The organism is Parageobacillus caldoxylosilyticus NBRC 107762 (assembly GCF_000632715.1).
Lineage (GTDB): Bacteria > Bacillota > Bacilli > Bacillales > Anoxybacillaceae > Saccharococcus > Saccharococcus caldoxylosilyticus.
The window spans coordinates 1-22,439 of the sequence record NZ_BAWO01000043.1 but is presented as its reverse complement, the minus strand read 5'-3'; the positions used below and the strand labels follow the sequence as shown (position 1 = coordinate 22,439).

Sequence of the window (22,439 nt, the reverse complement as noted above, 5' to 3'; positions counted from 1 at the left end):
CCAACATGGCGATTAAAAAATATAAACCGACATCCAACGGTCGTCGTGGCATGACAGTGCTTGATTTCTCAGAAATCACAACCGATCAGCCGGAAAAATCGTTGCTCGCGCCATTAAAGAAAAAAGCGGGTCGCAACAACCAAGGGAAAATTACAGTACGCCATCAAGGTGGCGGTCATAAACGTCAATACCGTATCATTGATTTTAAACGCGACAAAGATGGAATTCCAGGCCGCGTTGCTACAATCGAGTACGATCCAAACCGTTCCGCAAACATTGCATTAATTCATTATGCAGACGGTGAAAAACGTTATATTATTGCGCCGAAAAACCTTAAAGTAGGCATGGAAATTATGTCTGGACCAAATGCAGACATCAAAGTCGGCAACGCATTGCCGCTTGAAAATATCCCAGTTGGTACGCTTGTGCACAATATCGAGCTGAAACCAGGAAGAGGCGGACAGTTAGTTCGCGCAGCTGGCACATCCGCACAAGTGCTTGGGAAAGAAGGAAAATATGTCATTGTTCGTCTTGCATCTGGCGAAGTACGCATGATTTTAGGTGCTTGCCGGGCAACAGTTGGTGAAGTAGGTAACGAACAGCATGAACTGGTCAACATCGGTAAAGCAGGTCGTGCTCGTTGGTTAGGTATTCGCCCAACAGTTCGTGGTTCGGTTATGAACCCTGTCGATCACCCGCACGGTGGTGGTGAAGGTAAAGCGCCAATCGGACGTAAATCGCCAATGACTCCTTGGGGCAAACCGACACTTGGATTTAAAACTCGTAAAAAGAAAAATAAATCGGATAAATTTATTATCCGCCGTCGTAAAAAATAACGGGGTTGAACTACGGTTCTTAAGAACCGTAGCACAATCACGAAGGGAGGTTCATTTATGGGTCGCAGCTTAAAAAAAGGTCCGTTTTGTGATGAGCATTTAATGAAAAAAATCGAAAAATTAAATGAGACAGGACAAAAACAAGTAATTAAAACATGGTCTCGTCGTTCGACAATTTTCCCGCAATTTGTTGGTCATACGATTGCCGTATATGATGGACGCAAACATGTACCGGTTTATATTACGGAAGACATGGTCGGACACAAACTTGGCGAGTTCGCGCCAACACGTACGTTCAGAGGCCACGCTGGCGACGATAAGAAAACAAAACGTTAATGAGAGGAGGTTAAACACATGCAAGCTAAAGCTGTTGCAAGAACAGTCCGGATTGCTCCTCGTAAAGCACGTTTAGTGATTGATTTAATTCGAGGAAAAGAAGTTGGTGAGGCAGTAGCCATTCTTCGCCACACGCCAAAAGCTGCTTCTCCGATTATTGAAAAAGTGTTAAAATCTGCGGTAGCAAACGCTGAACATAACTATGACATGGACGTGAACAAACTGGTTATTACGGAAGCATATGTGGACGAAGGTCCAACGCTGAAACGTTTCCGCCCGCGCGCAATGGGACGTGCAAGCGCGATTAATAAACGCACAAGCCATATCACCATCGTTGTTTCAGAAAAGAAGGAGGGATAATAAGTGGGTCAAAAGGTGAATCCAGTCGGTCTCCGCATCGGCATTATTCGTGACTGGGACTCTAGATGGTACGCTGAAAAAGATTATGCGGACCTTTTACATGAAGATCTAAAAATCCGTGAGTATATTAATAAACGTTTGCAAGATGCTGCGGTATCTCGCATTGAAATCGAACGTGCGGCAAACCGTGTTAATGTTACGATTCATACGGCCAAACCAGGCATGGTCATCGGTAAGGGCGGTTCGGAGGTAGAAGCGCTCCGCAAAGCGTTAACGCAATTAACTGGCAAGCGTGTTCACATTAACATCGTTGAAATCAAAAAACCAGATTTAGATGCGAAACTAGTAGCGGAAAACATTGCTCGCCAATTAGAAAACCGCGTTTCCTTCCGTCGTGCGCAAAAACAAGCAATTCAACGCGCAATGCGCGCAGGTGCAAAAGGGATTAAAACGATGGTATCCGGTCGTCTCGGCGGTGCTGATATCGCTCGTTCGGAACATTACAGCGAAGGAACTGTTCCACTCCATACACTTCGCGCTGACATCGATTACGGAACGGCAGAAGCGGATACAACATACGGAAAAATCGGCGTAAAAGTATGGATTTATCGTGGAGAGGTCCTTCCGACAAAAAAGAAAACTGAGGAAGGAGGAAAATAATTATGTTAATGCCAAAACGCGTAAAATATCGTCGTGAACATCGCGGACGCATGAAAGGTCGCGCAAAAGGCGGCACGGAAGTACATTTCGGTGAATACGGATTGCAAGCGTTGGAATCCGCTTGGATTACCAACCGCCAAATCGAGGCAGCTCGTCGTGCGATGACTCGTTATATGAGACGTGGCGGTAAAGTTTGGATTAAAATTTTCCCTTCTAAACCATATACAGCAAAACCGTTGGAAGTGCGGATGGGTTCCGGTAAAGGTGCTCCTGAAGGTTGGGTAGCGGTTGTTAAGCCAGGTAAAGTAATGTTTGAAGTTGGCGGTGTTTCAGAGGAAGTGGCACGTGAAGCATTGCGTCTTGCTTCTCACAAACTTCCGATTAAATGCAAATTCGTAAAACGCGAAGAAATTGGTGGTGAAGCAAATGAAAGCTAAGGAAATTCGTGAACTTACCACTGCCGAAATTGAACAAAAAATTAAAGCATTAAAAGAAGAGTTATTCAACCTTCGCTTCCAATTGGCAACAGGGCAATTGGAAAACACGGCACGCATTCGCCAAGTGCGTAAAGATATCGCACGCATGAAAACGATCATCCGTGAAAGAGAGATCGCTGCCAATAAATAAACGTTTGAGAGGAGGTTTGCGACATGAGTGAACGCAATCAACGCAAAGTATACGTAGGCCGCGTTGTATCCGACAAAATGGATAAAACGATTACCGTTCTTGTTGAGACATACAAAAAGCATCCGCTTTATGGCAAACGCGTGAAATATTCGAAAAAATATAAAGCGCATGACGAAAATAACATTGCAAAAGTTGGCGACATCGTAAAAATTATGGAAACCCGCCCGCTTTCGGCAACAAAACGTTTCCGCTTAGTGGAAATCGTTGAAAAAGCAGTTATCGTTTAATCATTACAAGGTTTGGTTCGGTGATATAATTCCGAAAGGAGGTTTCGTCGATGATTCAACAAGAATCTCGTTTAAAAGTGGCTGATAACTCAGGTGCACGGGAAGTGCTTGTTATTAAAGTTTTAGGTGGCTCTGGTCGCCGCTATGCAAACATTGGCGACGTTGTCGTTGCAACGGTCAAGGATGCTACACCAGGTGGCGTTGTTAAAAAAGGTCAAGTCGTAAAAGCAGTGGTTGTCCGTACAAAACGCGGTGTTCGCCGTTCTGACGGTTCTTACATCCGCTTTGACGAAAATGCTTGCGTTATCATTCGCGATGACAAAAGCCCGCGCGGTACGCGTATTTTCGGGCCAGTTGCTCGTGAATTGCGCGATAAAGACTTTATGAAAATCATTTCCTTAGCTCCAGAAGTAATTTAACGGACAGGAAAAGCCTTTTAAGGAGGTGCGAACTGCAATGCATGTAAAAAAAGGTGATAAAGTACAAGTAATCTCCGGTAAAGATAAAGGGAAACAAGGCGTTATTCTAGCGGCATTTCCTAAGAAAAACCGCGTGATTGTTGAAGGTGTCAATATCGTCAAAAAACATGCGAAACCATCACAAGCAAACCCGCAAGGCGGTATTATCACAAAAGAGGCACCAATTCACGTATCAAAAGTAATGCCTTTAGATCCAAAAACGGGAACTCCAACCCGCATTGGCTATAAGATTGTTGACGGCAAAAAAGTACGTTATGCAAAAAAATCCGGTGAGATTTTAGATAAATAATCGTGATGTCAGAAAGGAGGTACTCTTATGAACCGCCTGAAAGAGAAATATGTAAAAGAAGTGGTACCTGCTCTTATGAGCAAGTTTAACTACAAATCTATAATGCAAGTCCCAAAAATTGAAAAAATCGTCATTAACATGGGTGTTGGCGATGCAGTACAAAATCCAAAAGCGCTTGACAGCGCAGTGGAAGAATTAACATTAATCGCTGGTCAAAGACCGGTTGTGACTCGCGCGAAAAAATCGATCGCTGGCTTCCGTCTTCGTGCAGGAATGCCGATCGGTGCGAAAGTAACATTGCGCGGAGAACGTATGTATGAATTTTTAGATAAACTGATTTCCGTATCGCTTCCACGCGTCCGTGACTTCCGAGGTGTATCGAAAAAATCGTTTGATGGTCGCGGCAACTACACGCTAGGAATTAAAGAACAATTAATTTTCCCTGAGATCGACTATGATAAAGTCAATAAAGTGCGCGGCATGGATATCGTCATTGTTACGACAGCCAACACGGACGAAGAAGCACGTGAACTTTTAACATTGCTCGGCATGCCATTCCAAAAATAATGAATCCCATCCGTAAAGCAAGGGAGGCGAAATCGTGGCTAAAAAATCAATGATTGCGAAACAAAAACGTACGCCAAAGTTTAAAGTAAGAGCGTATACCCGTTGCGAACGCTGCGGCCGTCCGCACTCGGTTTATCGCAAATTTAAACTTTGCCGTATTTGTTTCCGTGAACTAGCATATAAAGGTCAACTTCCAGGCATTAAAAAAGCAAGCTGGTAATAAACCCACGAATTGGGAAGGAGGTAAAACATAATGGTGATGACAGATCCAATTGCAGATATGCTTACTCGCATTCGTAATGCGAACATGGTACGTCATGAGAAGCTTGAAGTACCGGCTTCGAAAATGAAACGCGAAATCGCGGAAATTTTAAAACGCGAAGGTTTTATTCGTGATTACGAATACATTGAAGACAACAAACAAGGCATTCTTCGTATTTTCTTAAAATACGGTCCAAATAATGAACGTGTAATCACTGGCTTAAAACGCATTAGCAAACCAGGTTTGCGCGTTTATGTTAAAGCGCATGAAGTGCCTCGTGTATTGAACGGATTAGGAATTGCAATTCTTTCTACATCGCAAGGCATTTTAACGGATAAAGAAGCGCGTCAAAAAGGAACTGGCGGCGAAGTAATCGCATACGTATGGTAATTCATTTTGTTAAGAATGGAGGTGTTTGTACATGTCACGTGTCGGTAAAAAGCCAATTGAAATTCCTTCTGGTGTAACAGTAACGGTAAACGGCAATACCGTTACAGTGAAAGGGCCAAAAGGAGAATTAACTCGCACTTTTCATCCAGATATGACTATCAAAGTAGAAGATAATATGATCACAGTTACTCGTCCGAGCGATGAGAAATTTCATCGTGCGCTTCATGGTACGACTCGCAGCTTGCTTGCAAACATGGTGGAAGGCGTATCGAAAGGATACGAAAAAGCGCTTGAGCTCGTTGGTGTCGGATATCGTGCGGCTAAACAAGGTAAAAAACTTGTCCTTAGCGTCGGTTTTTCTCATCCGGTAGAAATTGAACCGGAAGAAGGATTAGAAATTGAAGTTCCTTCGCAAACGAAAATCGTTGTAAAAGGTGCGGATAAACAACGTGTTGGCGAGCTTGCCGCGAACATTCGCGCGGTGCGTCCACCTGAGCCGTATAAAGGTAAAGGCATTCGCTACGAAGGTGAAGTTGTACGTCTTAAAGAAGGGAAAACTGGTAAATAACGCGGCTTAGCGAAATGAAAGGAGTGACATAAATGATCACGAAAATTGATAGAAACGCAGTTCGTAAAAGAAGACACGCACGCGTTCGTAAAAAAATATTTGGAACTGCCGAGCGTCCACGCTTAAATGTGTTCCGTTCTAACAAACACATTTATGCGCAAATTATTGATGATATGAAAGCTGTGACACTTGTCAGTGCTTCGACACTAGATAAAGAATTTGACTTGGAATCGACTGGAAATATTGAAGCAGCTAAAAAAGTCGGTGAGTTAGTAGCAAAACGGGCATTGGAAAAAGGCATTAAAAAAGTGGTGTTTGACCGCGGCGGATACTTATACCATGGACGGGTAAAAGCACTTGCCGATGCCGCTCGTGAAGCTGGCTTAGAATTTTAATCATAAAGGAGGGACAAAGATGCGTCGTATCGATCCAAATAAACTTGAACTTGAAGAGCGCGTAGTAGCGGTGAACCGTGTTGCAAAAGTAGTAAAAGGTGGACGTCGTTTACGCTTTTCCGCATTAGTCGTTGTCGGCGATAAAAACGGTCATGTTGGTTTTGGTACAGGTAAAGCACAAGAAGTTCCGGATGCGATTCGCAAAGCGATTGAAGATGCAAAGAAAAATTTAATTGAAGTACCGATCGTTGGCACAACGATTCCTCACGAAGTGATCGGCCATTTTGGCGCCGGAAAAATCATTTTAAAACCTGCATCCGAAGGTACAGGGGTTATCGCTGGTGGTCCGGCACGTGCTGTATTGGAGTTAGCAGGTATCAGCGATATTCTTTCCAAATCGATCGGTTCAAACACGCCAGTGAACATGGTGCGCGCTACCGTGGATGGATTAAAACAATTAAAACGTGCTGAAGATGTAGCGAGATTGCGCGGCAAAACAGTTGAGGAACTGTTAGGATAAGGAGGGAAATATAGTGGCAAAAAAATTAGCGATTACCCTCACTCGCAGCGTTATCGGTCGTCCGGAAGATCAACGGATTACCGTTAAAACGTTAGGTTTACGGAAAATGCATCAAACTGTCATTCATAACGATAATCCTGCGATCCGCGGGATGATTAACAAAGTTGCACACCTTGTCAAAGTAAAAGAAATTGAAGAATAATGATCATAAGGAGGTGCTTCGCCATGAAACTTCACGAATTACAACCAGCACCGGGTTCCCGGAAAGAACGTAATCGCGTCGGCCGCGGTATCGGTTCTGGTAACGGCAAAACATCTGGCAGAGGTCAAAAAGGTCAAAACGCCCGCTCTGGCGGTGGAGTACGCCTCGGTTTTGAAGGTGGTCAAACTCCTTTATTCCGTCGTCTTCCAAAACGCGGTTTCACCAATATCAACCGCAAAGAATACGCCATTGTTAACCTTGACAAATTAAACCGTTTTGAAGACGGAACAGAAGTAACACCTGAGTTGCTGCTGGAAACAGGCGTCATCAGCAAATTGAAATCGGGCGTGAAAATTTTAGGCAAAGGACAAATTGAGAAAAAGCTAACGGTAAAAGCTCACAAATTCTCTGCTTCTGCCAAAGAGGCAATCGAAGCTGCTGGCGGTAAAACTGAGGTGATTTAATGTTTCGGACAATCTCCAACTTTATGCGCGTCGGTGATATAAGAAAAAAAATCATCTTTACTCTTCTTATGCTCATTGTGTTCCGGATTGGAACATTTATCCCCGTTCCGAATGTGAATGCGGATGTCTTAAAAGTGCAGGATCAGCTAAACGCTTTTGGCGTTCTTAACATATTCGGCGGCGGGGCATTGCAAAACTTCTCGATTTTTGCGATGGGCGTGATGCCGTATATTACAGCATCCATCATCGTGCAGCTGCTGCAGATGGATGTTGTTCCTAAATTTACGGAGTGGTCGAAGCAAGGTGAGGTTGGACGACGTAAATTAGCTCAGTTTACCCGCTATTTTACGGTCATTTTAGGTTTTATTCAGGCGTTCGGAATGTCGTATGGTTTTAACCGTATGGCATCGGGAGCGCTCATTAAAGACCCTGGTATACCAACCTATTTATTAATCGCAACGGTTTTAACAGCCGGAACGGCATTTCTGATGTGGCTTGGTGAACAAATTACTGCGAAAGGTGTAGGAAACGGCATTTCGATTATTATTTTTGCCGGGATCGTTTCCGGTATCCCTGCTGTGCTCAATCAAATTTATGCACAGCAATTTGAAAATGCCGGCGAAGAGTTGTTTTTGCGCATTGTGAAGCTTCTGCTTGTTGCGTTAGCGGTAGTTGTTGTTATCGTTGGCGTTATTTACATTCAACAAGCATTCCGGAAAATTCCGATTCAATATGCTAAACGACTGGAAGGACGGAGCCCGGTTGGCGGGCATTCTACCCATTTGCCGCTGAAAGTGAATCCAGCGGGAGTTATTCCAGTGATTTTTGCCGTGTCATTTCTTGTTGCTCCACCGACAATTGCATCGTTTTTTGGATCGAATGATGTAACATTGTGGATTCGGAAAACATTCGACTATACACACCCAGTTGGCATGGTTCTTTACGTGCTATTAATTATCGCCTTTACGTATTTCTATGCCTTTGTTCAAGTCAATCCTGAACAAATGGCGGACAACTTGAAAAAACAAGGTGGTTATATCCCAGGGATACGTCCAGGGAAAAATACACAGGAGTATGTCACCAAAATTTTATACCGGCTTACATTTGTCGGTTCGATATTTTTAGCAGCAGTTGCGGTCCTTCCTGTGTTCTTTGTCAATTTTGCTAATTTGCCACCTTCCGCTCGCATCGGTGGAACCAGTTTGCTCATTGTCGTCGGTGTTGCGCTCGAGACAATGAAACAGCTAGAAAGCCAGCTTGTGAAACGTCACTATCGAGGTTTTATTAAATAAAGAGGTCAGGAGCAACCGCCCCTTGCCTCTTAGAGCTGAGGGGGAGCGAGGATGAATTTAGTACTAATGGGTTTACCAGGTGCCGGAAAAGGTACTCAAGCGGAAAAAATTGTTGAGACATACGGAATTCCGCATATTTCCACTGGTGATATGTTCCGTGCGGCCATTAAAGAGGGAACACCATTAGGATTGCAAGCGAAAGAATATATGGATCGCGGTGATCTTGTTCCGGATGAAGTGACCATCGGCATCGTTCGCGAGCGTTTAAGCAAAGACGATTGTCAAAAAGGATTTTTGCTAGACGGGTTTCCACGGACGGTTGCCCAAGCGGAGGCGTTAGAAAACATTCTTGCCGAATTAAATCGCACGATTGATTATGTGATTCATATTCATGTAAATAAAGATATTTTAATGGAACGGTTGACAGGAAGAAGAATTTGTAAAAACTGTGGCGCAACGTACCATCTTGTATTTAATCCGCCGGCCAAGCCAGGCGTTTGCGATAAATGCGGCGGCGAACTATACCAACGCGCCGATGATAATGAAGAGACGGTAGCGAACCGGCTCGAAGTAAACGCCAAACAAATGCAGCCGTTGCTGGATTTTTACGAGAAAAAAGGGTATTTACGCCACATTAACGGACAGCAAGATATTGAAAAAGTATTCGCAGATATTCGTGAACTTCTCGGAGGATTACAATAATGATTATTTGCAAAACTCCGCGTGAAATTGAAATCATGCGCGAGGCCGGGAAAATCGTGGCGCTGACCCGAAAAGAGTTAGAAAAACATATTCGTCCTGGGATTACAACGAAAGAGTTGGATGCGATTGCGGAAGACGTAATACGCCAGTACGGTGCCATTCCTTCGTTTAAAGGATACAACGGATTTCCAGGAAGCATTTGCACTTCTGTAAATGAAGAGCTTGTTCACGGAATTCCTGGCAACCGGGTATTAAAAGAAGGAGATATTATCAGCATTGATGTCGGCGCCCAATATAATGGCTATCATGCTGATTCCGCATGGACGTATCCTGTTGGGGAAATTGCGGAAGAAACGAAAAAGCTTCTTGAAGTAACGGAAAAATCCTTATATATAGGATTAGAAGAAGCAAAACCAGGTGCCCGTTTGTCCAATATTTCTCACGCGATTCAAACGTATGTGGAATCTCACCATTTTTCGATCGTTCGCGAGTATGTTGGGCACGGAATTGGTCAAGACTTACATGAAGACCCGCAAATACCGCATTATGGTCCGCCGAATAAAGGACCGCGTTTAAAACCAGGAATGACGTTATGTATTGAACCGATGGTCAATGCGGGCAGCCGCTATGTCAAAACACTTGCTGATAACTGGACCGTCGTTACGGTAGACGGAAAGATGTGTGCCCATTTTGAGCACACGATCGCCATTACAGAAAATGGCTATGAAATCTTGACAACCCTCTAATATAATCATGATGGACACGGATTGTGGAGCCGTTGGCCAATATGGTGTTCATTCGGTTTTTCGTAACACTATGTTACTCATTCGAAGGAGGGAGAGCCGCTCGATGGCTAAAGACGATGTAATTGAAGTGGAAGGCACTGTAGTCGAAACATTGCCAAATGCGATGTTTCGTGTAGAATTAGAAAATGGTCATACTGTATTGGCGCATGTTTCTGGTAAAATTCGCATGCATTTCATTCGGATTTTACCTGGAGATAAAGTTACGGTAGAATTATCTCCGTATGATTTGACACGCGGTCGAATCACGTATCGTTATAAATAATGAAAGCACTCCGTTTGACAGGGAGGTAAAAGACATGAAAGTAAGACCATCTGTAAAACCTATTTGTGAAAAATGTAAAGTTATTCGTAGACGTGGTAAAGTTATGGTGATTTGCGAAAATCCAAAACATAAACAACGACAAGGTTAATCTTTAAGGAGGTGTACAATATGGCACGTATTGCAGGTGTAGATATTCCACGTGATAAACGTGTAGTTATTTCGTTAACTTATATCTACGGAATCGGCAAACCAACTGCTCAAAAAATCTTGAAAGAAGCAGGTGTATCAGAAGATACTCGTGTTCGTGACTTGACAGAGGAAGAATTAGGGAGAATTCGCGAGATCGTCAGCCGCTTGAAAGTGGAAGGAGATCTTCGTCGCGAAGTATCGTTAAATATTAAACGTTTAATTGAGATCGGATGCTATCGTGGCCTTCGCCACCGTCGCGGCTTGCCGGTTCGCGGCCAAAATACGAAAAACAATGCTCGTACACGTAAAGGTCCACGCCGTACCGTAGCGAACAAGAAAAAATAATTAAGCAAAGGAGGTAATTCCACGAATGGCACGTAAAACAAATACACGCAAACGCCGTGTAAGAAAAAATATTGATACGGGTATTGCCCATATTCGTTCCACTTTTAACAATACGATCGTAACGATTACAGACGTTCACGGAAATACGATTGCTTGGTCCAGCGCTGGAGCGTTAGGTTTTAAAGGTTCCCGTAAATCGACACCATTTGCGGCGCAAATGGCAGCGGAAGCAGCTGCAAAAGCTTCGATGGAACATGGAATGAAAACAGTAGAAGTAAACGTAAAAGGACCTGGTGCTGGTCGTGAGGCAGCGATTCGCGCATTGCAGGCAGCTGGATTGGAAATTACAGCAATTAAAGACGTAACTCCTATCCCGCACAATGGATGCCGTCCGCCAAAACGTCGCCGTGTGTAATATCCCTGTATAGAATTTGTATCCTTGTCAATAATGGGATATGATAAGTATCATTATGTACAGGGAAAATATTGCTTAGCCATTTACACATTTGGGAACTTATTCATGGGGGAATTTCGATTAGGCGTGTATCGTTTGGTCGGGGTCTCGACGTTTTGAAGGAGGGTATAATAATCGATGATTGAAATTGAAAAACCGAAAATCGAAACGGTTGAAATCAGCGAAGATGCCAAATATGGCAAATTCGTCGTCGAACCGCTTGAGCGTGGATATGGTACAACTTTGGGTAACTCCTTACGTCGTATCCTATTATCTTCACTCCCTGGTGCTGCTGTGACATCGGTACAAATAGATGGTGTACTGCATGAGTTCTCAACGATTGATGGCGTCGTAGAAGATGTGACAGCAATCATTTTGAACATAAAAAAATTAGCGTTAAAGATTTATTCCGATGAAGAAAAAACGTTGGAAATCGATGTACAGGGTGAAGGAGTTGTCACAGCTGCTGATATTACTCACGACAGCGATGTGGAAATTTTAAACCCGGACCTTCATATTGCTACGTTGGCAGAAGGCGGGCGTTTGCGTATGAGAATGACCGCCAAACGGGGACGTGGGTATGTTCCAGCTGAGGCCAACAAGCGCGAGGATCAGCCAATAGGCGTTATCCCTATCGATTCGATTTATACACCTGTTTCACGCGTTTCTTATCAAGTAGAGAATACGCGTGTCGGACAAGTGACGGACTATGATAAGTTAACCATTGATGTGTGGACAGATGGAAGCATCGGACCGAAAGAAGCCATTTCCCTCGGTGCGAAAATTTTAACCGAGCACTTAAATATTTTCGTCAGCCTGACAGATGAAGCGCAAAATGCGGAAATCATGGTGGAAAAAGAAGAAGATCAAAAAGAAAAAGTGCTCGAAATGACTATTGAAGAGCTTGATCTTTCTGTCCGTTCCTACAACTGCTTGAAACGTGCCGGTATTAACACGGTTCAAGAACTGACGCAAAAAACAGAAGAAGATATGATGAAAGTGCGCAATCTTGGTCGCAAATCTCTTGAAGAAGTAAAAGCGAAGCTGGCTGAACTTGGGCTTAGCCTGCGGAAAGATGACTAGTTAACGTTGTTTAACTAGTATTTTCATGTTACTATGGAAATCGGCTTTGTCGAACGAAAACAGCTAGGAATAGGGCATGTTCGTCTATTTGTTGGTTGACTTGCTAAATATTGCAGTTTCATTTTGTTCGAGAAACATTATTGTTACCATTCTTGTTAGCAGCTAAATAAGAGATTTGCATCGGATATCATGCGAAAATATTATAAAGGAGGGACATCTCATGTCATACAGAAAATTAGGACGTACAAGCGCTCAACGCAAAGCATTGCTTCGCGATTTAGCAACAGATTTAATCATTAATGAGCGTATTGAAACAACAGAGGCGCGTGCGAAAGAATTGCGTTCTGTGATTGAAAAAATGATCACGCTTGGCAAGCGCGGTGATTTGCATGCACGCCGTCAAGCGGCAGCATTTATTCGTAAAGAAGTAGCAAACAGTGAAACAGGTCAAGACGCACTGCAAAAGCTGTTCAGCGATATTGCACCGCGTTATCAAGATCGCCAAGGCGGTTATACTCGGATTATGAAACTTGGTCCTCGCCGCGGCGATGGAGCGCCAATGGTGATCATTGAACTAGTGTAATGTAAAGCAGTTCTGTTGACTAACAAGGGCGAGACAGTTTCTTTCGAACTGGATCTATGCCCTTTTTTTATTTTACTGGTTTGTAGTAGAGTAGAGGTGAGAGATAGAAGAGACAAGGAGAAGGAATTATGACAGAAACCATTTTATCCGTGGAAAAGCTATGTTTTCGCTATCCAAATCAATCTGATTATGCTGTGCAAAACGTAACATTCCAAGCGAAGCGTGGGGAATGGCTGGCGATTGTCGGGCATAACGGTTCAGGAAAATCAACCATTGCTAAATTGCTTATCGGGTTGTTAAGACCGGAAAGCGGTGTGATTAAGCTGTTTCATCATGTGCTTGATGAGCAGACAGTTTGGGAAATCCGCCGTCGCGTTGGCATGGTATTCCAAAATCCAGATAATCAGTTTGTCGGAACGACGGTAGAAGATGATGTCGCTTTTGCTCTGGAAAACAATGGGGTTCCTCGCGACGAAATGGTCAAAAGAGTTCATGAAGCGATTCGGCAAGTTCATATGGAAGAGTTTTTGCACCATGAACCACATCACCTTTCCGGCGGTCAAAAGCAGCGCGTTGCGATTGCAGGCATCCTTGCCTTGCGGCCGGATCTCATCATTTTAGATGAGGCAACATCGATGCTAGATCCAAAAGGAAGGCAGGAAGTATTAGACACCGTCCGTGATTTAAACAAAAAACAACGTATCACTGTGTTGTCCATCACCCATGATTTAGAGGAAGTCGCTAAGGCCGACCGCGTTATTGTCATGAATAGAGGGGAAATAATGACAGAAGGAACGCCGAAACAAATTTTTGCGCTTGGGACAAAACTAGAACGAATAGGCTTGGATTTGCCGTTTGCGGTAAAAATAAGAGACCGGCTAAAACAGTGCGGAATCCCGCTATCTTCAAGCTACTTTACGATAGAGGAGTTGGTAGAAGAATTATGGACATTATATTCCAAAAGGTAGAACATGTATATAATGCCAACTCACCGTTTGCCCGTCGAGCGTTATACGACGTGGACATCATGATTGAAAGCGGCTCTTATGTGGCGGTTGTCGGTCATACTGGTTCAGGAAAATCGACGTTGTTGCAACATCTAAACGGGTTGCTTCAGCCGACAAGCGGCACAGTGACGGTAGGAAATCAAACGATTACAAATAAAAAACGCCAAAGGGACTTAAAACCGCTCCGCAAACAGGTTGGTATTGTCTTTCAATTTCCAGAACACCAACTGTTTGAGGAAACAGTGGAGAAAGATATATGTTTCGGACCAATGAATTTCGGTGTTCCCGAGGAGAAAGCAAAAAGGAAGGCAAGAGAGCTGATTAAGCTAGTCGGGCTTCCGGAGGACGTATTAAGCAAGTCGCCGTTTGATTTAAGCGGCGGGCAAATGCGCCGTGTTGCCATTGCCGGGGTGTTGGCGATGGAACCTGATGTGATTGTGTTGGACGAGCCGACGGCTGGCCTAGACCCACGCGGGCGTAAAGAAATCATGGAAATGTTCTACCGCCTTCATCGTGAAAAACAGATGACGACCGTATTAGTTACCCATAGCATGGAGGATGCTGCCGCATATGCAGATTATATGATTGTTATGCATAAAGGGACCGTGTGGAAAACGGGAACACCACAACAAATTTTTCAAGATAGCGATTCTTTAGAGGAAATTGGGCTCAATGTACCGGAGACAGTGCGTCTAAAAAAAGAATTGGAGAAAAAGTTAGGGATTACCCTGCCATCTCCGTGTTTGACGATCGAAGAGACCGTAGACGCCATTCAAAAATTATTTTCCAAGGTGAACACTCATGATGAATAGCATGATTATTGGGAAATATGTACCTGGCAATTCCGTCATTCACCGCATGGACCCGCGTGCCAAACTGTTAATCATCTTTATGTACGTATTTATCGTCTTTTTAGCGAATAATAGTGTTACTTATGCCGTATTAACGGTATTTACATTTGGTTTTCTCGCATTGTCGCGCATCCCGTTATCGTTTGTGATTAGAGGTTTAAAGCCGATTATATGGATTATCGTCTTTACTTTTTTGCTGCATGTCTTGATGACAAAAGAGGGGGATGTGCTATACCAAATTGGTTCCTTTTCGATTTACGAAGGCGGCGTCAAGCAAGGAATTTTTATTTCGCTACGCTTTCTACTGCTCATTATTATTACTACTTTATTAACCTTAACCACCACCCCGATCGAAGTGACTGACGGAGTGGAAATCCTACTGGCGCCGCTAAAAAAAATGCGCGTTCCTGTCCATGAACTGGCGCTAATGATGTCTATTTCTCTTCGTTTTATCCCGACGCTAATGGAAGAAACGGAGAAAATTATGAAAGCACAAACAGCCCGCGGCGTCGATTTTACTGGAGGCCGATTTTCGGAAAGAATGAAAGCGATTGTATCACTGCTTGTGCCGCTATTTATCAGTTCGTTTAAACGCGCTGAGGAACTGGCAACCGCGATGGAAGCGCGCGGCTACCGCGGCGGCGAGGGAAGAACGAAATTTCGCCAGTTGGTATGGAAATGGACAGATACAGCTTTTTTAGCGGCAGTTTTATTATTAGCTGTTGTTTTGTTTGTACTACGCTCATAACAGGGAGGGGAAAAATGAGCAAACGGATCAAATGCACGCTTTCCTATGACGGTACACATTTTTCCGGTTATCAAATTCAGCCTGGCAAACGAACGGTGCAAGGCGAGTTAGAACGCGTGCTGGAACAAATGCATAAAGGGAAAGCGATTCGTGCTACTGCTTCAGGAAGGACAGATGCGGGTGTTCATGCATACGGGCAAGTGATTCATTTCGATACGTTTTTATCGCTTTCTGCAGATCAATGGAAAAAAGCATTAAATGCCCAGTTACCGGATGATATAGTGATTAAAGATGTGCAAGAAGCGGATCCTTCTTTTCATGCGCGTTTTAGTGCCAAAGCAAAAGAATATCGATATAAAGTACGAATTGCCCAAGAACGTGACGTATTTTTGCGTAATTATTGCTATCATTACCCTTATCCACTTGATATGGAAGCAATGAGACGTGCATTACGACTAATGGAAGGCACACATGATTTTACGAGCTTTTGTTCCGCAAAAACCGATATAGATGATCGTATACGGACTATTTATCAAGCGGACATGGCCGTTGATCAAGAGATGTTAGAATTTCGTCTGATTGGCAATGGATTTTTGTATAATATGGTGCGGATTATTGTTGGGACTATTTTGGAGGTTGGTCAAGGAAAACGGAGCGCAGACAGCATTTCCACTATTTTGGAGGCAAAAGACCGGCGTTATGCTGGCCCGACTGCTCCGCCTCAAGGTCTGTATTTATGGAAAGTATATTATGACAACTAGTCCTGGTGTAACATTTTCTTGACATTGATATGCTAAAGAGATATTATGTAATATGGTATGTATTTTTCCACGATTAGCCCCGGAAAGTAATCGTGTTGAGATAAATTTTATAGCAAATTGCATGTTTATTTTTTATTTTAGGAGGGAACAGAATGCGTACAACTTACATGGCGAAGCCAAATGAAGTAGAACGTAAATGGTACGTTGTCGACGCTGCTGGCAAAACGTTAGGACGCCTTGCAAGTGAAGTAGCAGCAATTTTGCGCGGCAAACATAAACCAATATTCACACCACACGTGGATTGCGGCGATCATGTCATCGTGATCAATGCAGATAAAGTGGAATTAACCGGGAAAAAATTAACGAAAAAACTTTATTATCGTCACAGCTTGCATCCAGGTGGATTAAAAATAAGAACGGCTTTAGAAATGCGTACAAACTATCCAGAGCAAATGATTGAAAGAGCGGTACGCGGAATGCTTCCAAAAGGCCGCTTAGGTCGTCAAATGTTTAAAAAACTGCACGTATATCGTGGAAGCGAACATCCACATCAAGCACAAAAACCAGAAGTTTATGAAATTCGCGGATAATCGATGAAGGAGGGTATTATTTTGGCACAGGTACAATATTATGGCACAGGTCGTCGCAAAAGCTCTGTTGCACGCGTGCGCCTTGTTCCAGGAGACGGACGCATTATCGTCAACAACCGTGACATTCGTGACTATATTCCAACAGAAGCGTTAATCGAAGTGGTGAAACAACCGCTAGTGTTAACAGAAACATTAGGAAATTATGATGTGTTGGTAAACGTAAAAGGCGGCGGATTTGCTGGTCAAGCAGGTGCGATTCGCCACGGCATTGCCCGTGCGTTATTGCAAGTAGACCCGGATTATCGCCCAATATTAAAACGCGCAGGATTATTAACACGCGATGCTCGCGTGAAAGAACGGAAAAAATACGGTCTCAAAGGTGCTCGTCGCGCTCCACAATTCTCCAAACGTTAATCTTATTTTTCCACAAATCTCAGCCATATCGGCTGGGATTTTTTTCTTTTCCCTCACCTTTTTTCTTCACGCATGTTTAGGATGAATCGTTGAAAACTACATCCTAAAGGAGCGTGAAAGAACATGAATGTCATTACTTCATTTAAGGAAAAAAAACGCGAAAAGCAAATACTATACGAGCGAAAAATGTTGCGCGAGTTGTCGTTGGAAAAGTTAAAAACGAAAGTCATTGAACAATTTGGTCCTTTTTATCATATGTATCGCGTATTCCCAGCCATTATTGAGGAAGGATGCATCGATATCGCGATTGAGGCGTATTTGCTCGGTGCAAACTACAGCCGGTTTGGTTACTATGGGGAGCCGACAGAAAGCGTAAGAAGACGATGTGCGCAAGAGGAAAAATATTTAATCGATACATTATTCGATTTCCTTTGCTTTTGGGGCAATATCGATGACGGATTGGTAAGCGAATCGCTTTATTATACATGCGAGCATTATATCATTTATTGGTGGACAGAAGGATTTGAAAAAGGAAAAAAACGCCGGCGCTTGAAACTTCACTGAAAGAAGTTCTATTTTAGCCTCTTGTCCCATATAACATAGAGTAGGGGAAACGCAGGAGGAGAAATAATGAAAGGAAAATGGTTGGGTGCTCTTGTCATTAGTTTGGCCATTATTATTGTTTTGTTCCAATACCTTTTTTCCGATCCCACTTCAACAAAATCATGGAATCTTCCGCTATCTGGAAGGATTATCATTTTAGACCCTGGTCACGGCGGACCAGATGGCGGAGCGGTCGGCGGCGATGTGGCGGAAAAAGAAGTGGCGCTGAAAGTGGCGGCGAAATTGCGTGACTACTTGCAGCAGCAAGGAGCGCTCGTGCTGATGACAAGGGAAACGGACAGCGATCTTGCTGATAAAGACACGCGCGGCTACAGCCGGCGGAAAACAGAGGATTTGCGAAAGCGAGTCGCTTTTATTAATGAATCAGAAGCGGATTTATTTATTAGCATTCATCTCAATGCGATCCCTTCTCCGCGTTGGCGTGGAGCGCAAACCTTTTATTATGGTTCATTGATAGAAAATGAACGGCTTGCTAGGTTTATCCAGGACGAGTTGCGGCGTAATCTTGAAAATACAAACCGTGTAGCCAAAGTTATTGATACCGTTTATTTGTTAAAATATGCGAAAAAACCTGGCGCGCTCGTCGAAATTGGTTTTTTATCCAATCCGGAGGAGAGGGAACTTTTAGCTTCCAATCACTATCAAACCAAACTTGCCGCCTCGATATACAAAGGAGTGCTGCGATATTTTTCTAATGAGAAAAATCCCCCGAAGTAGGGGGATTCCTTTTTTTTACATAATGGCTATGCGATCATTATATATGATATAGTAAAAATATGAAACGCAATATATACATAAGGGCTGGTGATGATCGATGCTTACGGAGAACGAGGTTAGAGCGCTGCTTGAAAACATCAAAGATCCGTTTTTAAACAAAACGTTTAAAGAAACAAATGCAATCCAAGAAATTAAAATTAAGGAAGACAAAAAACATGTTAGCGTCAAAATTGCATTGGCCAAAACGGGAACAGCAGAACAGCTTCGGGTGCAAACGACAGTTGTCCAATTATTAAAAGATGCGGGCGCTGCTTCGGTAGGCTTGCGGTTTGCACAGCTTCCTGAAGAAGTAGTGGCAAAATATGAAGGGAGCAAGTCCAAAACTACTTACATTGCGATTGCCAGCGGAAAAGGCGGGGTCGGAAAGTCGACCGTTTCCGTCAATTTGGCTGTTTCTCTCGCTCGCCTTGGCAAAAAGGTAGGGCTCATTGATGCCGATATTTATGGATTTAGTGTTCCGGACATGATGGGCATTGTCGAACGCCCGACGGTGCGCGGTGATAAAATTATTCCGGTGGAACGTTTTGGAGTAAAAGTCATTTCCATGGCCTTTTTTGTCGAAGATAACGCTCCTGTTATTTGGCGTGGTCCAATGTTAGGAAAAATGTTAAACAACTTTTTCAAAGAAGTGGAATGGGGCGATCTAGACTACCTATTATTGGATTTACCTCCTGGAACAGGAGATGTGGCGTTAGATGTCCATACGATGCTGCCATCGTGCAAAGAAATCATCGTTACTACTCCGCATCCGACAGCGGCGTTTGTGGCGGCGCGCGCGGGGGCAATGGCGCTTCGTACCGAGCATGAAATTATCGGTGTGATTGAGAATATGTCCTATTTTGAAAGCCGCAAAACAGGGGAAAGAGAATATGTATTTGGCAAAGGCGGTGGCGAAAAGCTTGCCAAGGAGTTGCAAACAGAACTATTAGGCCAATTGCCGCTGCAGCAACCAGATTGGAATGATGATGATTTTGCTCCATCGGTGTATGCCGAGGATCATCCGATTGGACAAATATATATGGACATCGCCCGCAAAATTATCGAAAAATGTTAAATAAAAAAGGAGATGCATCTCTAAGAGATGTTCTCCTTTTAGCTTCCTGCTCCTTGCCCTTGCTGATCTCCGCTGCTTTCTTCTCCCTCTCCCGCCTCTTCACCATCGCCTTGTTTTTTCGTTTCCTGTTGTATGTTTTCAGCCGATTTGATTAATATGTCTTGAATTTTTGCTTGGAACAATGGACTGTTCAGCGTTTCGGTGATGACTTGCTGCAGATGTTGGCGAAACTCCTTGCTTTTTAACACGTCTAGCATTGCTTTTTCCATTTCAGGATTTTTCAAAATATCTATCATCATCCCTTGATATTCCGGGTCTTTCATCAACGCTTTGATCGTTTTTTCATGTTCCGTTTTTAAGCTTTTGGCAAAGCTTTCCGCAATTTTGGGATCTTGTAGTGCTTTCTCCCAAAATTTTATTCCTTGTTCAGAAGTCAGTACTTTTTGCAACGTGTCTTTGATGACGGTTTGTTCCATGATGAGTTGTTGCTTCATTTTTTCATCCGTCATGATTTCTTGAATCGCCTTTTTTCCTTCATCGGTTTTTAAAATATCAACGACCATTTTTTTCGTTTCGTCATAATCAGGGGGAGGTGCACTAATTTCTTGAGGAGCACAAGAACCAAGGATAAGAAAATAGCTCAATAACAGGAGCAATGTACTTTTTTTCATGTAGGTAAGCTCCTTTCTTGCAAAAGTCCCTACCCTTAATATGAATTTTCAACAGAAAAATATGCATTTGCTTTATTCCAAGCTGGCTTTTTTCCGAAGTCGTTGATAAAATTTAAAGCGAATCATGTTGAGAATAATGGAGGATGGAGTTGTGAACAGCCGTAAATGGGTGCGTTTATTTTTAACGACATTAGCTATCGGAGGAATAACGACGGCAATTATAGGAATCGTTTTTAATTGGGGCCAATACCAAAAACTGCTGTTGCAATTGGACGTAGTGGAAATTTTCGCTGTATTGATGTGGCATATTGGTGTTGGCTTTATTTTTAGTGCCGTGAGCCAAGCGGGTTTTTTTGCCTATTTAACTATCCATCGCTTTGGGCTGGGAATTTTCCGCTCTGCCTCGCTGTGGAACGCTGTACAAATGGTGTTAATTTTGTTTGTACTGTTTGACTTGGTATATTTTCGTTATCAAGCATTTGCGGCCAAGGGTGAGTCTGTGGTTAGTTACATATTAGTGGCTTTATTTCTTTTAATGGTTGGGCTTGTTGTAGCGTATATAAAAAGCGCGCAAACCAATAAAGGAGCATTTGTGCCAGCCTTGTTCTTCATGATTGTCGTGACGGTAATTGAATGGTTCCCTGTATTGCGTATTAATGACCGAAACTGGCTTTATTTAATGTTGTTTCCTTTATTAGCTTGCAATGCTTATCAGCTGCTTATACTGCATAAATTAACAGGCGGCGCGAAATCATAACCGAAAAGGAGGAGGAGCTCCTCCTTTTTTGTAAAAATCGGATCAAACATATGATCGTTTAATTGATTTCCTTGCTGCTTACATCTCCATTCGCAATCAGCTGCGAAACGCTAACATTCCGGTATCCGTTTTCCTTCATTACCTCAATAATCTTTGGAAGTGCTTTTGCTGTTTGCTTGGCAGAATCGGATGCATGAAGTAAAATAATGTCTCCCGCTTCCATGTCGGTGACAACATTTTTCACAATGGTGTTGGTGCCAGGATTAAGCCAATCTTTAGAATCAATGCTCCAGTGAACGACTGTGTAGCCAAGGGAATCGGCAATCTTTAACACGTTTTTGTTAAAGTTGCCTCCCGGAGGACGCAATAATGTTATTTCCTTTATTCCAAGGGTGTCAAATACTTTCTTGGCTTGCATAAGATCTTGCCGTATTTTCGCATTTTCTAGCTCCGTATAGTTCAAAAAGTTATAACCCATGCTGCCGATTTCGTGGCCGTCCTCTTTAATTCGCTTCACGATGTTTGGATGGCGTTCTGCCCACGAAGCCGATAAAAAAAAGGTTGCATTTTTGATGCCGTTTTGTTTTAATACATCGAGGATGTGCAAAGCATTTTGATCCCCCCAGCTAATATCAAATGTCAATGCTATTTCATCTTTGCTTTTCCCCACTTTATAGATAGCCTTTGGACCGGCAGAGAGAGAAAGAGTGGTATTATACATTCCATGTGCATATAAAATAGCGGCGGTAAAAAATGCAGAAAGAACGATAATCAATGCTTTTTTTAGGGACCTCCCATTTAGTGCGTAGAAAAAGTTCATTATATTTTCCCCCTTTGTCCTAAAGTCGTCCTGTGACCATCTTATGCTTGTCATCGGGAATGTTATGAAACATATTTTGAAACAATCTTTTTTAATTTGAATAAAAAAGTATTGACAACAGGAAAATACCATGATAAATTATAGTACGTCGCTAATTTAAACAACAAAAACAGTATTGACATACTGCTGATGGTTATGTTAGTATAAAGAGGTCGCGAACAGGAAAAAATGTTCCTTGAAAACTGAACAAAACGAAGCGTCCACATAGAAAAGCGGAAGCACCGAGATCAGCTCTCGAAGCCAAATGTTCTTCACCCGCAGAAGTGCTTGCACTTCGAAGGGGAAGGTTATTTGGCGCAAGAGAGCTAGACGCTGAAGCTGGACAATACGAAAAGCGAAGGCGAGCG

39 protein-coding genes are annotated in these 22,439 nt (G+C 43.1%); 36 read left to right on the top strand and 3 right to left on the bottom strand.

All coding sequences use genetic code 11. The features are described 5' to 3' along the window. Nucleotides 1–5: 5 nt before the first annotated feature. The 35 genes from rplB to GCA01S_RS11300 all read left to right on the top strand — a co-directional run bounded on the left by rplB (nt 6) and on the right by GCA01S_RS11300 (nt 19,784). Nucleotides 6–836, top strand: coding sequence for a 50S ribosomal protein L2 (gene rplB / locus GCA01S_RS11465; protein ID WP_017434014.1), 831 nt, complete (start codon nt 6–8; stop codon nt 834–836). 57 nt (nt 837–893) lie between these two features. Then, the gene (gene rpsS, locus GCA01S_RS11460; protein ID WP_003247570.1) at nt 894–1,172 is read left to right on the top strand and encodes a 30S ribosomal protein S19; all 279 of its coding nucleotides are present in this window, start codon (nt 894–896) and stop codon (nt 1,170–1,172) included. Nucleotides 1,173–1,190: 18 nt separating this feature from the next. Continuing rightward, complete coding sequence (gene rplV / locus GCA01S_RS11455; protein WP_012748888.1) at nt 1,191–1,532, top strand: 50S ribosomal protein L22; 342 nt, start codon at nt 1,191–1,193, stop codon at nt 1,530–1,532. A 3-nt stretch (nt 1,533–1,535) separates the two neighbouring features. Further along, nucleotides 1,536–2,192 (top strand): 30S ribosomal protein S3, encoded by a 657-nt coding sequence (gene rpsC / locus GCA01S_RS11450; protein ID WP_017434013.1) that lies wholly within the window; start codon nt 1,536–1,538, stop codon nt 2,190–2,192. Between the two features lie 2 nt (nt 2,193–2,194). Next, nucleotides 2,195–2,629 (top strand): 50S ribosomal protein L16, encoded by a 435-nt coding sequence (rplP, locus tag GCA01S_RS11445; RefSeq protein WP_017434012.1) that lies wholly within the window; start codon nt 2,195–2,197, stop codon nt 2,627–2,629. Beyond that, nucleotides 2,619–2,819 carry a 50S ribosomal protein L29 gene (rpmC, locus tag GCA01S_RS11440; RefSeq protein WP_017434011.1) on the top strand — a complete coding sequence of 67 codons (201 nt, stop codon included), beginning with the start codon at nt 2,619–2,621 and terminating at the stop codon, nt 2,817–2,819. The genes rplP and rpmC overlap by 11 nt, the downstream gene beginning before the upstream one ends. A 23-nt stretch (nt 2,820–2,842) precedes the next feature. Next, nucleotides 2,843–3,106 (top strand): 30S ribosomal protein S17, encoded by a 264-nt coding sequence (gene rpsQ, locus GCA01S_RS11435; protein ID WP_003247581.1) that lies wholly within the window; start codon nt 2,843–2,845, stop codon nt 3,104–3,106. Nucleotides 3,107–3,156: 50 nt separating this feature from the next. Next, entirely contained in the window at nt 3,157–3,525 is a 369-nt protein-coding gene (rplN, locus tag GCA01S_RS11430) for a 50S ribosomal protein L14 (protein WP_008881934.1), read from the top strand. 37 nt (nt 3,526–3,562) lie between these two features. Next, entirely contained in the window at nt 3,563–3,874 is a 312-nt protein-coding gene (gene rplX / locus GCA01S_RS11425; RefSeq protein ID WP_017434010.1) for a 50S ribosomal protein L24, read from the top strand. Between the two features lie 27 nt (nt 3,875–3,901). Next, a complete protein-coding gene (gene rplE, locus GCA01S_RS11420; protein ID WP_017434009.1) occupies nt 3,902–4,441 on the top strand; it encodes a 50S ribosomal protein L5 in 540 nt (179 codons plus the stop codon). 34 nt (nt 4,442–4,475) lie between these two features. After that, on the top strand, nt 4,476–4,661 hold the full coding sequence (locus GCA01S_RS11415) for a type Z 30S ribosomal protein S14 (protein ID WP_003247599.1): 186 nt from the start codon (nt 4,476–4,478) through the stop codon (nt 4,659–4,661). A 33-nt stretch (nt 4,662–4,694) separates the two neighbouring features. Next, nucleotides 4,695–5,093, top strand: a complete 399-nt coding sequence (gene rpsH, locus GCA01S_RS11410; RefSeq protein ID WP_017434008.1) for a 30S ribosomal protein S8 — start codon at nt 4,695–4,697, stop codon at nt 5,091–5,093. A gap of 31 nt (nt 5,094–5,124) precedes the next feature. Next, nucleotides 5,125–5,661: a 50S ribosomal protein L6 gene (gene rplF, locus GCA01S_RS11405; RefSeq protein WP_017434007.1), complete on the top strand. Its 537-nt coding sequence runs from the start codon at nt 5,125–5,127 to the stop codon at nt 5,659–5,661. Nucleotides 5,662–5,693: 32 nt separating this feature from the next. Then, entirely contained in the window at nt 5,694–6,056 is a 363-nt protein-coding gene (gene rplR, locus GCA01S_RS11400; protein WP_017434006.1) for a 50S ribosomal protein L18, read from the top strand. 19 nt (nt 6,057–6,075) lie between these two features. Then, nucleotides 6,076–6,576 (top strand): 30S ribosomal protein S5, encoded by a 501-nt coding sequence (rpsE, locus tag GCA01S_RS11395; protein ID WP_017434005.1) that lies wholly within the window; start codon nt 6,076–6,078, stop codon nt 6,574–6,576. A gap of 13 nt (nt 6,577–6,589) precedes the next feature. Continuing rightward, nucleotides 6,590–6,778: a 50S ribosomal protein L30 gene (gene rpmD, locus GCA01S_RS11390; RefSeq protein ID WP_017434004.1), complete on the top strand. Its 189-nt coding sequence runs from the start codon at nt 6,590–6,592 to the stop codon at nt 6,776–6,778. 23 nt (nt 6,779–6,801) lie between these two features. Then, entirely contained in the window at nt 6,802–7,242 is a 441-nt protein-coding gene (rplO, locus tag GCA01S_RS11385; protein WP_017434003.1) for a 50S ribosomal protein L15, read from the top strand. Beyond that, complete coding sequence (gene secY / locus GCA01S_RS11380) at nt 7,242–8,534, top strand: preprotein translocase subunit SecY (RefSeq protein ID WP_042410113.1); 1,293 nt, start codon at nt 7,242–7,244, stop codon at nt 8,532–8,534. The genes rplO and secY overlap by 1 nt, the downstream gene beginning before the upstream one ends. Before the next feature lie 51 nt (nt 8,535–8,585). Beyond that, nucleotides 8,586–9,236 (top strand): adenylate kinase, encoded by a 651-nt coding sequence (locus GCA01S_RS11375; RefSeq protein ID WP_017434001.1) that lies wholly within the window; start codon nt 8,586–8,588, stop codon nt 9,234–9,236. Continuing rightward, nucleotides 9,236–9,982 carry a type I methionyl aminopeptidase gene (gene map, locus GCA01S_RS11370; RefSeq protein ID WP_017434000.1) on the top strand — a complete coding sequence of 249 codons (747 nt, stop codon included), beginning with the start codon at nt 9,236–9,238 and terminating at the stop codon, nt 9,980–9,982. The genes GCA01S_RS11375 and map overlap by 1 nt, the downstream gene beginning before the upstream one ends. 103 nt (nt 9,983–10,085) lie before the next feature. Then, a complete protein-coding gene (infA, locus tag GCA01S_RS11365; RefSeq protein ID WP_003247618.1) occupies nt 10,086–10,304 on the top strand; it encodes a translation initiation factor IF-1 in 219 nt (72 codons plus the stop codon). 34 nt (nt 10,305–10,338) lie between these two features. Beyond that, a complete protein-coding gene (gene rpmJ, locus GCA01S_RS19430; RefSeq protein WP_003247619.1) occupies nt 10,339–10,452 on the top strand; it encodes a 50S ribosomal protein L36 in 114 nt (37 codons plus the stop codon). Nucleotides 10,453–10,472: 20 nt separating this feature from the next. Further along, nucleotides 10,473–10,838 (top strand): 30S ribosomal protein S13, encoded by a 366-nt coding sequence (rpsM, locus tag GCA01S_RS11360; protein ID WP_017433999.1) that lies wholly within the window; start codon nt 10,473–10,475, stop codon nt 10,836–10,838. 25 nt (nt 10,839–10,863) lie between these two features. After that, nucleotides 10,864–11,253: a 30S ribosomal protein S11 gene (gene rpsK / locus GCA01S_RS11355; RefSeq protein ID WP_017433998.1), complete on the top strand. Its 390-nt coding sequence runs from the start codon at nt 10,864–10,866 to the stop codon at nt 11,251–11,253. 177 nt (nt 11,254–11,430) lie between these two features. Then, nucleotides 11,431–12,375: a DNA-directed RNA polymerase subunit alpha gene (locus tag GCA01S_RS11350; RefSeq protein ID WP_017433997.1), complete on the top strand. Its 945-nt coding sequence runs from the start codon at nt 11,431–11,433 to the stop codon at nt 12,373–12,375. 220 nt (nt 12,376–12,595) lie between these two features. After that, nucleotides 12,596–12,958 (top strand): 50S ribosomal protein L17, encoded by a 363-nt coding sequence (gene rplQ / locus GCA01S_RS11345; RefSeq protein ID WP_017433996.1) that lies wholly within the window; start codon nt 12,596–12,598, stop codon nt 12,956–12,958. 128 nt (nt 12,959–13,086) lie between these two features. Further along, nucleotides 13,087–13,926 (top strand): energy-coupling factor ABC transporter ATP-binding protein, encoded by an 840-nt coding sequence (locus tag GCA01S_RS11340; RefSeq protein WP_017433995.1) that lies wholly within the window; start codon nt 13,087–13,089, stop codon nt 13,924–13,926. Beyond that, on the top strand, nt 13,902–14,777 hold the full coding sequence (locus tag GCA01S_RS11335; protein WP_042410110.1) for an energy-coupling factor ABC transporter ATP-binding protein: 876 nt from the start codon (nt 13,902–13,904) through the stop codon (nt 14,775–14,777). Before GCA01S_RS11340 ends, GCA01S_RS11335 begins: the two co-directional genes overlap by 25 nt. Beyond that, nucleotides 14,767–15,564 (top strand): energy-coupling factor transporter transmembrane component T family protein, encoded by a 798-nt coding sequence (locus tag GCA01S_RS11330; protein ID WP_017433993.1) that lies wholly within the window; start codon nt 14,767–14,769, stop codon nt 15,562–15,564. Before GCA01S_RS11335 ends, GCA01S_RS11330 begins: the two co-directional genes overlap by 11 nt. 14 nt (nt 15,565–15,578) lie before the next feature. Then, complete coding sequence (gene truA / locus GCA01S_RS11325) at nt 15,579–16,325, top strand: tRNA pseudouridine(38-40) synthase TruA (protein WP_017433992.1); 747 nt, start codon at nt 15,579–15,581, stop codon at nt 16,323–16,325. A 152-nt stretch (nt 16,326–16,477) separates the two neighbouring features. Next, entirely contained in the window at nt 16,478–16,915 is a 438-nt protein-coding gene (gene rplM, locus GCA01S_RS11320; RefSeq protein WP_042410108.1) for a 50S ribosomal protein L13, read from the top strand. Between the two features lie 21 nt (nt 16,916–16,936). Further along, entirely contained in the window at nt 16,937–17,329 is a 393-nt protein-coding gene (gene rpsI / locus GCA01S_RS11315; RefSeq protein ID WP_017433990.1) for a 30S ribosomal protein S9, read from the top strand. A 123-nt stretch (nt 17,330–17,452) separates the two neighbouring features. Beyond that, nucleotides 17,453–17,893 carry a YbaK family protein gene (locus tag GCA01S_RS11310; RefSeq protein WP_042410107.1) on the top strand — a complete coding sequence of 147 codons (441 nt, stop codon included), beginning with the start codon at nt 17,453–17,455 and terminating at the stop codon, nt 17,891–17,893. Nucleotides 17,894–17,959: 66 nt separating this feature from the next. Continuing rightward, the gene (cwlD, locus tag GCA01S_RS11305) at nt 17,960–18,670 is read left to right on the top strand and encodes an N-acetylmuramoyl-L-alanine amidase CwlD (protein ID WP_042410106.1); all 711 of its coding nucleotides are present in this window, start codon (nt 17,960–17,962) and stop codon (nt 18,668–18,670) included. Nucleotides 18,671–18,767: 97 nt separating this feature from the next. Further along, nucleotides 18,768–19,784: an Mrp/NBP35 family ATP-binding protein gene (locus tag GCA01S_RS11300; protein ID WP_017433987.1), complete on the top strand. Its 1,017-nt coding sequence runs from the start codon at nt 18,768–18,770 to the stop codon at nt 19,782–19,784. Nucleotides 19,785–19,822: 38 nt separating this feature from the next. Here the strand turns inward: GCA01S_RS11300 and gerD are convergent, their stop codons facing one another. Then, complete coding sequence (gerD, locus tag GCA01S_RS11295; protein WP_042410105.1) at nt 19,823–20,455, bottom strand: spore germination lipoprotein GerD; 633 nt, start codon at nt 20,453–20,455, stop codon at nt 19,823–19,825. A gap of 151 nt (nt 20,456–20,606) precedes the next feature. Between gerD and GCA01S_RS11290 the strand changes: the two genes are divergently transcribed. Beyond that, nucleotides 20,607–21,212, top strand: coding sequence for a KinB-signaling pathway activation protein (locus tag GCA01S_RS11290; protein ID WP_042410096.1), 606 nt, complete (start codon nt 20,607–20,609; stop codon nt 21,210–21,212). 58 nt (nt 21,213–21,270) lie between these two features. On the opposite strand, the gene pdaB is transcribed toward GCA01S_RS11290, so the two are convergent. Together pdaB and GCA01S_RS20705 are read right to left on the bottom strand one after the other, a co-directional pair. Further along, a complete protein-coding gene (gene pdaB, locus GCA01S_RS11285) occupies nt 21,271–22,032 on the bottom strand; it encodes a polysaccharide deacetylase family sporulation protein PdaB (RefSeq protein WP_017433984.1) in 762 nt (253 codons plus the stop codon). Between the two features lie 198 nt (nt 22,033–22,230). Beyond that, nucleotides 22,231–22,439: hypothetical protein (locus GCA01S_RS20705; RefSeq protein WP_042410095.1), on the bottom strand; the 209-nt coding region annotated here is incomplete at its 5' end.

Coding starts and splice junctions, on each gene's coding strand:
- rplB (WP_017434014.1), top strand. CDS start 6: ATGGCGATTAAAAAATATAAACCGACATCCAACGGTCGTCGTGGCATG.
- rpsS (WP_003247570.1), top strand. CDS start 894: ATGGGTCGCAGCTTAAAAAAAGGTCCGTTTTGTGATGAGCATTTAATG.
- rplV (WP_012748888.1), top strand. CDS start 1,191: ATGCAAGCTAAAGCTGTTGCAAGAACAGTCCGGATTGCTCCTCGTAAA.
- rplP (WP_017434012.1), top strand. CDS start 2,195: ATGTTAATGCCAAAACGCGTAAAATATCGTCGTGAACATCGCGGACGC.
- rpmC (WP_017434011.1), top strand. CDS start 2,619: ATGAAAGCTAAGGAAATTCGTGAACTTACCACTGCCGAAATTGAACAA.
- rpsQ (WP_003247581.1), top strand. CDS start 2,843: ATGAGTGAACGCAATCAACGCAAAGTATACGTAGGCCGCGTTGTATCC.
- rplN (WP_008881934.1), top strand. CDS start 3,157: ATGATTCAACAAGAATCTCGTTTAAAAGTGGCTGATAACTCAGGTGCA.
- rplX (WP_017434010.1), top strand. CDS start 3,563: ATGCATGTAAAAAAAGGTGATAAAGTACAAGTAATCTCCGGTAAAGAT.
- rplE (WP_017434009.1), top strand. CDS start 3,902: ATGAACCGCCTGAAAGAGAAATATGTAAAAGAAGTGGTACCTGCTCTT.
- rpsH (WP_017434008.1), top strand. CDS start 4,695: ATGGTGATGACAGATCCAATTGCAGATATGCTTACTCGCATTCGTAAT.
- rplF (WP_017434007.1), top strand. CDS start 5,125: ATGTCACGTGTCGGTAAAAAGCCAATTGAAATTCCTTCTGGTGTAACA.
- rplR (WP_017434006.1), top strand. CDS start 5,694: ATGATCACGAAAATTGATAGAAACGCAGTTCGTAAAAGAAGACACGCA.
- rpsE (WP_017434005.1), top strand. CDS start 6,076: ATGCGTCGTATCGATCCAAATAAACTTGAACTTGAAGAGCGCGTAGTA.
- rplO (WP_017434003.1), top strand. CDS start 6,802: ATGAAACTTCACGAATTACAACCAGCACCGGGTTCCCGGAAAGAACGT.
- secY (WP_042410113.1), top strand. CDS start 7,242: ATGTTTCGGACAATCTCCAACTTTATGCGCGTCGGTGATATAAGAAAA.
- GCA01S_RS11375 (WP_017434001.1), top strand. CDS start 8,586: ATGAATTTAGTACTAATGGGTTTACCAGGTGCCGGAAAAGGTACTCAA.
- map (WP_017434000.1), top strand. CDS start 9,236: ATGATTATTTGCAAAACTCCGCGTGAAATTGAAATCATGCGCGAGGCC.
- infA (WP_003247618.1), top strand. CDS start 10,086: ATGGCTAAAGACGATGTAATTGAAGTGGAAGGCACTGTAGTCGAAACA.
- rpmJ (WP_003247619.1), top strand. CDS start 10,339: ATGAAAGTAAGACCATCTGTAAAACCTATTTGTGAAAAATGTAAAGTT.
- rpsM (WP_017433999.1), top strand. CDS start 10,473: ATGGCACGTATTGCAGGTGTAGATATTCCACGTGATAAACGTGTAGTT.
- rpsK (WP_017433998.1), top strand. CDS start 10,864: ATGGCACGTAAAACAAATACACGCAAACGCCGTGTAAGAAAAAATATT.
- GCA01S_RS11350 (WP_017433997.1), top strand. CDS start 11,431: ATGATTGAAATTGAAAAACCGAAAATCGAAACGGTTGAAATCAGCGAA.
- rplQ (WP_017433996.1), top strand. CDS start 12,596: ATGTCATACAGAAAATTAGGACGTACAAGCGCTCAACGCAAAGCATTG.
- GCA01S_RS11340 (WP_017433995.1), top strand. CDS start 13,087: ATGACAGAAACCATTTTATCCGTGGAAAAGCTATGTTTTCGCTATCCA.
- GCA01S_RS11335 (WP_042410110.1), top strand. CDS start 13,902: ATGGACATTATATTCCAAAAGGTAGAACATGTATATAATGCCAACTCA.
- GCA01S_RS11330 (WP_017433993.1), top strand. CDS start 14,767: ATGATGAATAGCATGATTATTGGGAAATATGTACCTGGCAATTCCGTC.
- truA (WP_017433992.1), top strand. CDS start 15,579: ATGAGCAAACGGATCAAATGCACGCTTTCCTATGACGGTACACATTTT.
- rplM (WP_042410108.1), top strand. CDS start 16,478: ATGCGTACAACTTACATGGCGAAGCCAAATGAAGTAGAACGTAAATGG.
- GCA01S_RS11310 (WP_042410107.1), top strand. CDS start 17,453: ATGAATGTCATTACTTCATTTAAGGAAAAAAAACGCGAAAAGCAAATA.
- cwlD (WP_042410106.1), top strand. CDS start 17,960: ATGAAAGGAAAATGGTTGGGTGCTCTTGTCATTAGTTTGGCCATTATT.
- GCA01S_RS11300 (WP_017433987.1), top strand. CDS start 18,768: ATGCTTACGGAGAACGAGGTTAGAGCGCTGCTTGAAAACATCAAAGAT.
- gerD (WP_042410105.1), bottom strand. CDS start 20,455: ATGAAAAAAAGTACATTGCTCCTGTTATTGAGCTATTTTCTTATCCTT.
- pdaB (WP_017433984.1), bottom strand. CDS start 22,032: ATGAACTTTTTCTACGCACTAAATGGGAGGTCCCTAAAAAAAGCATTG.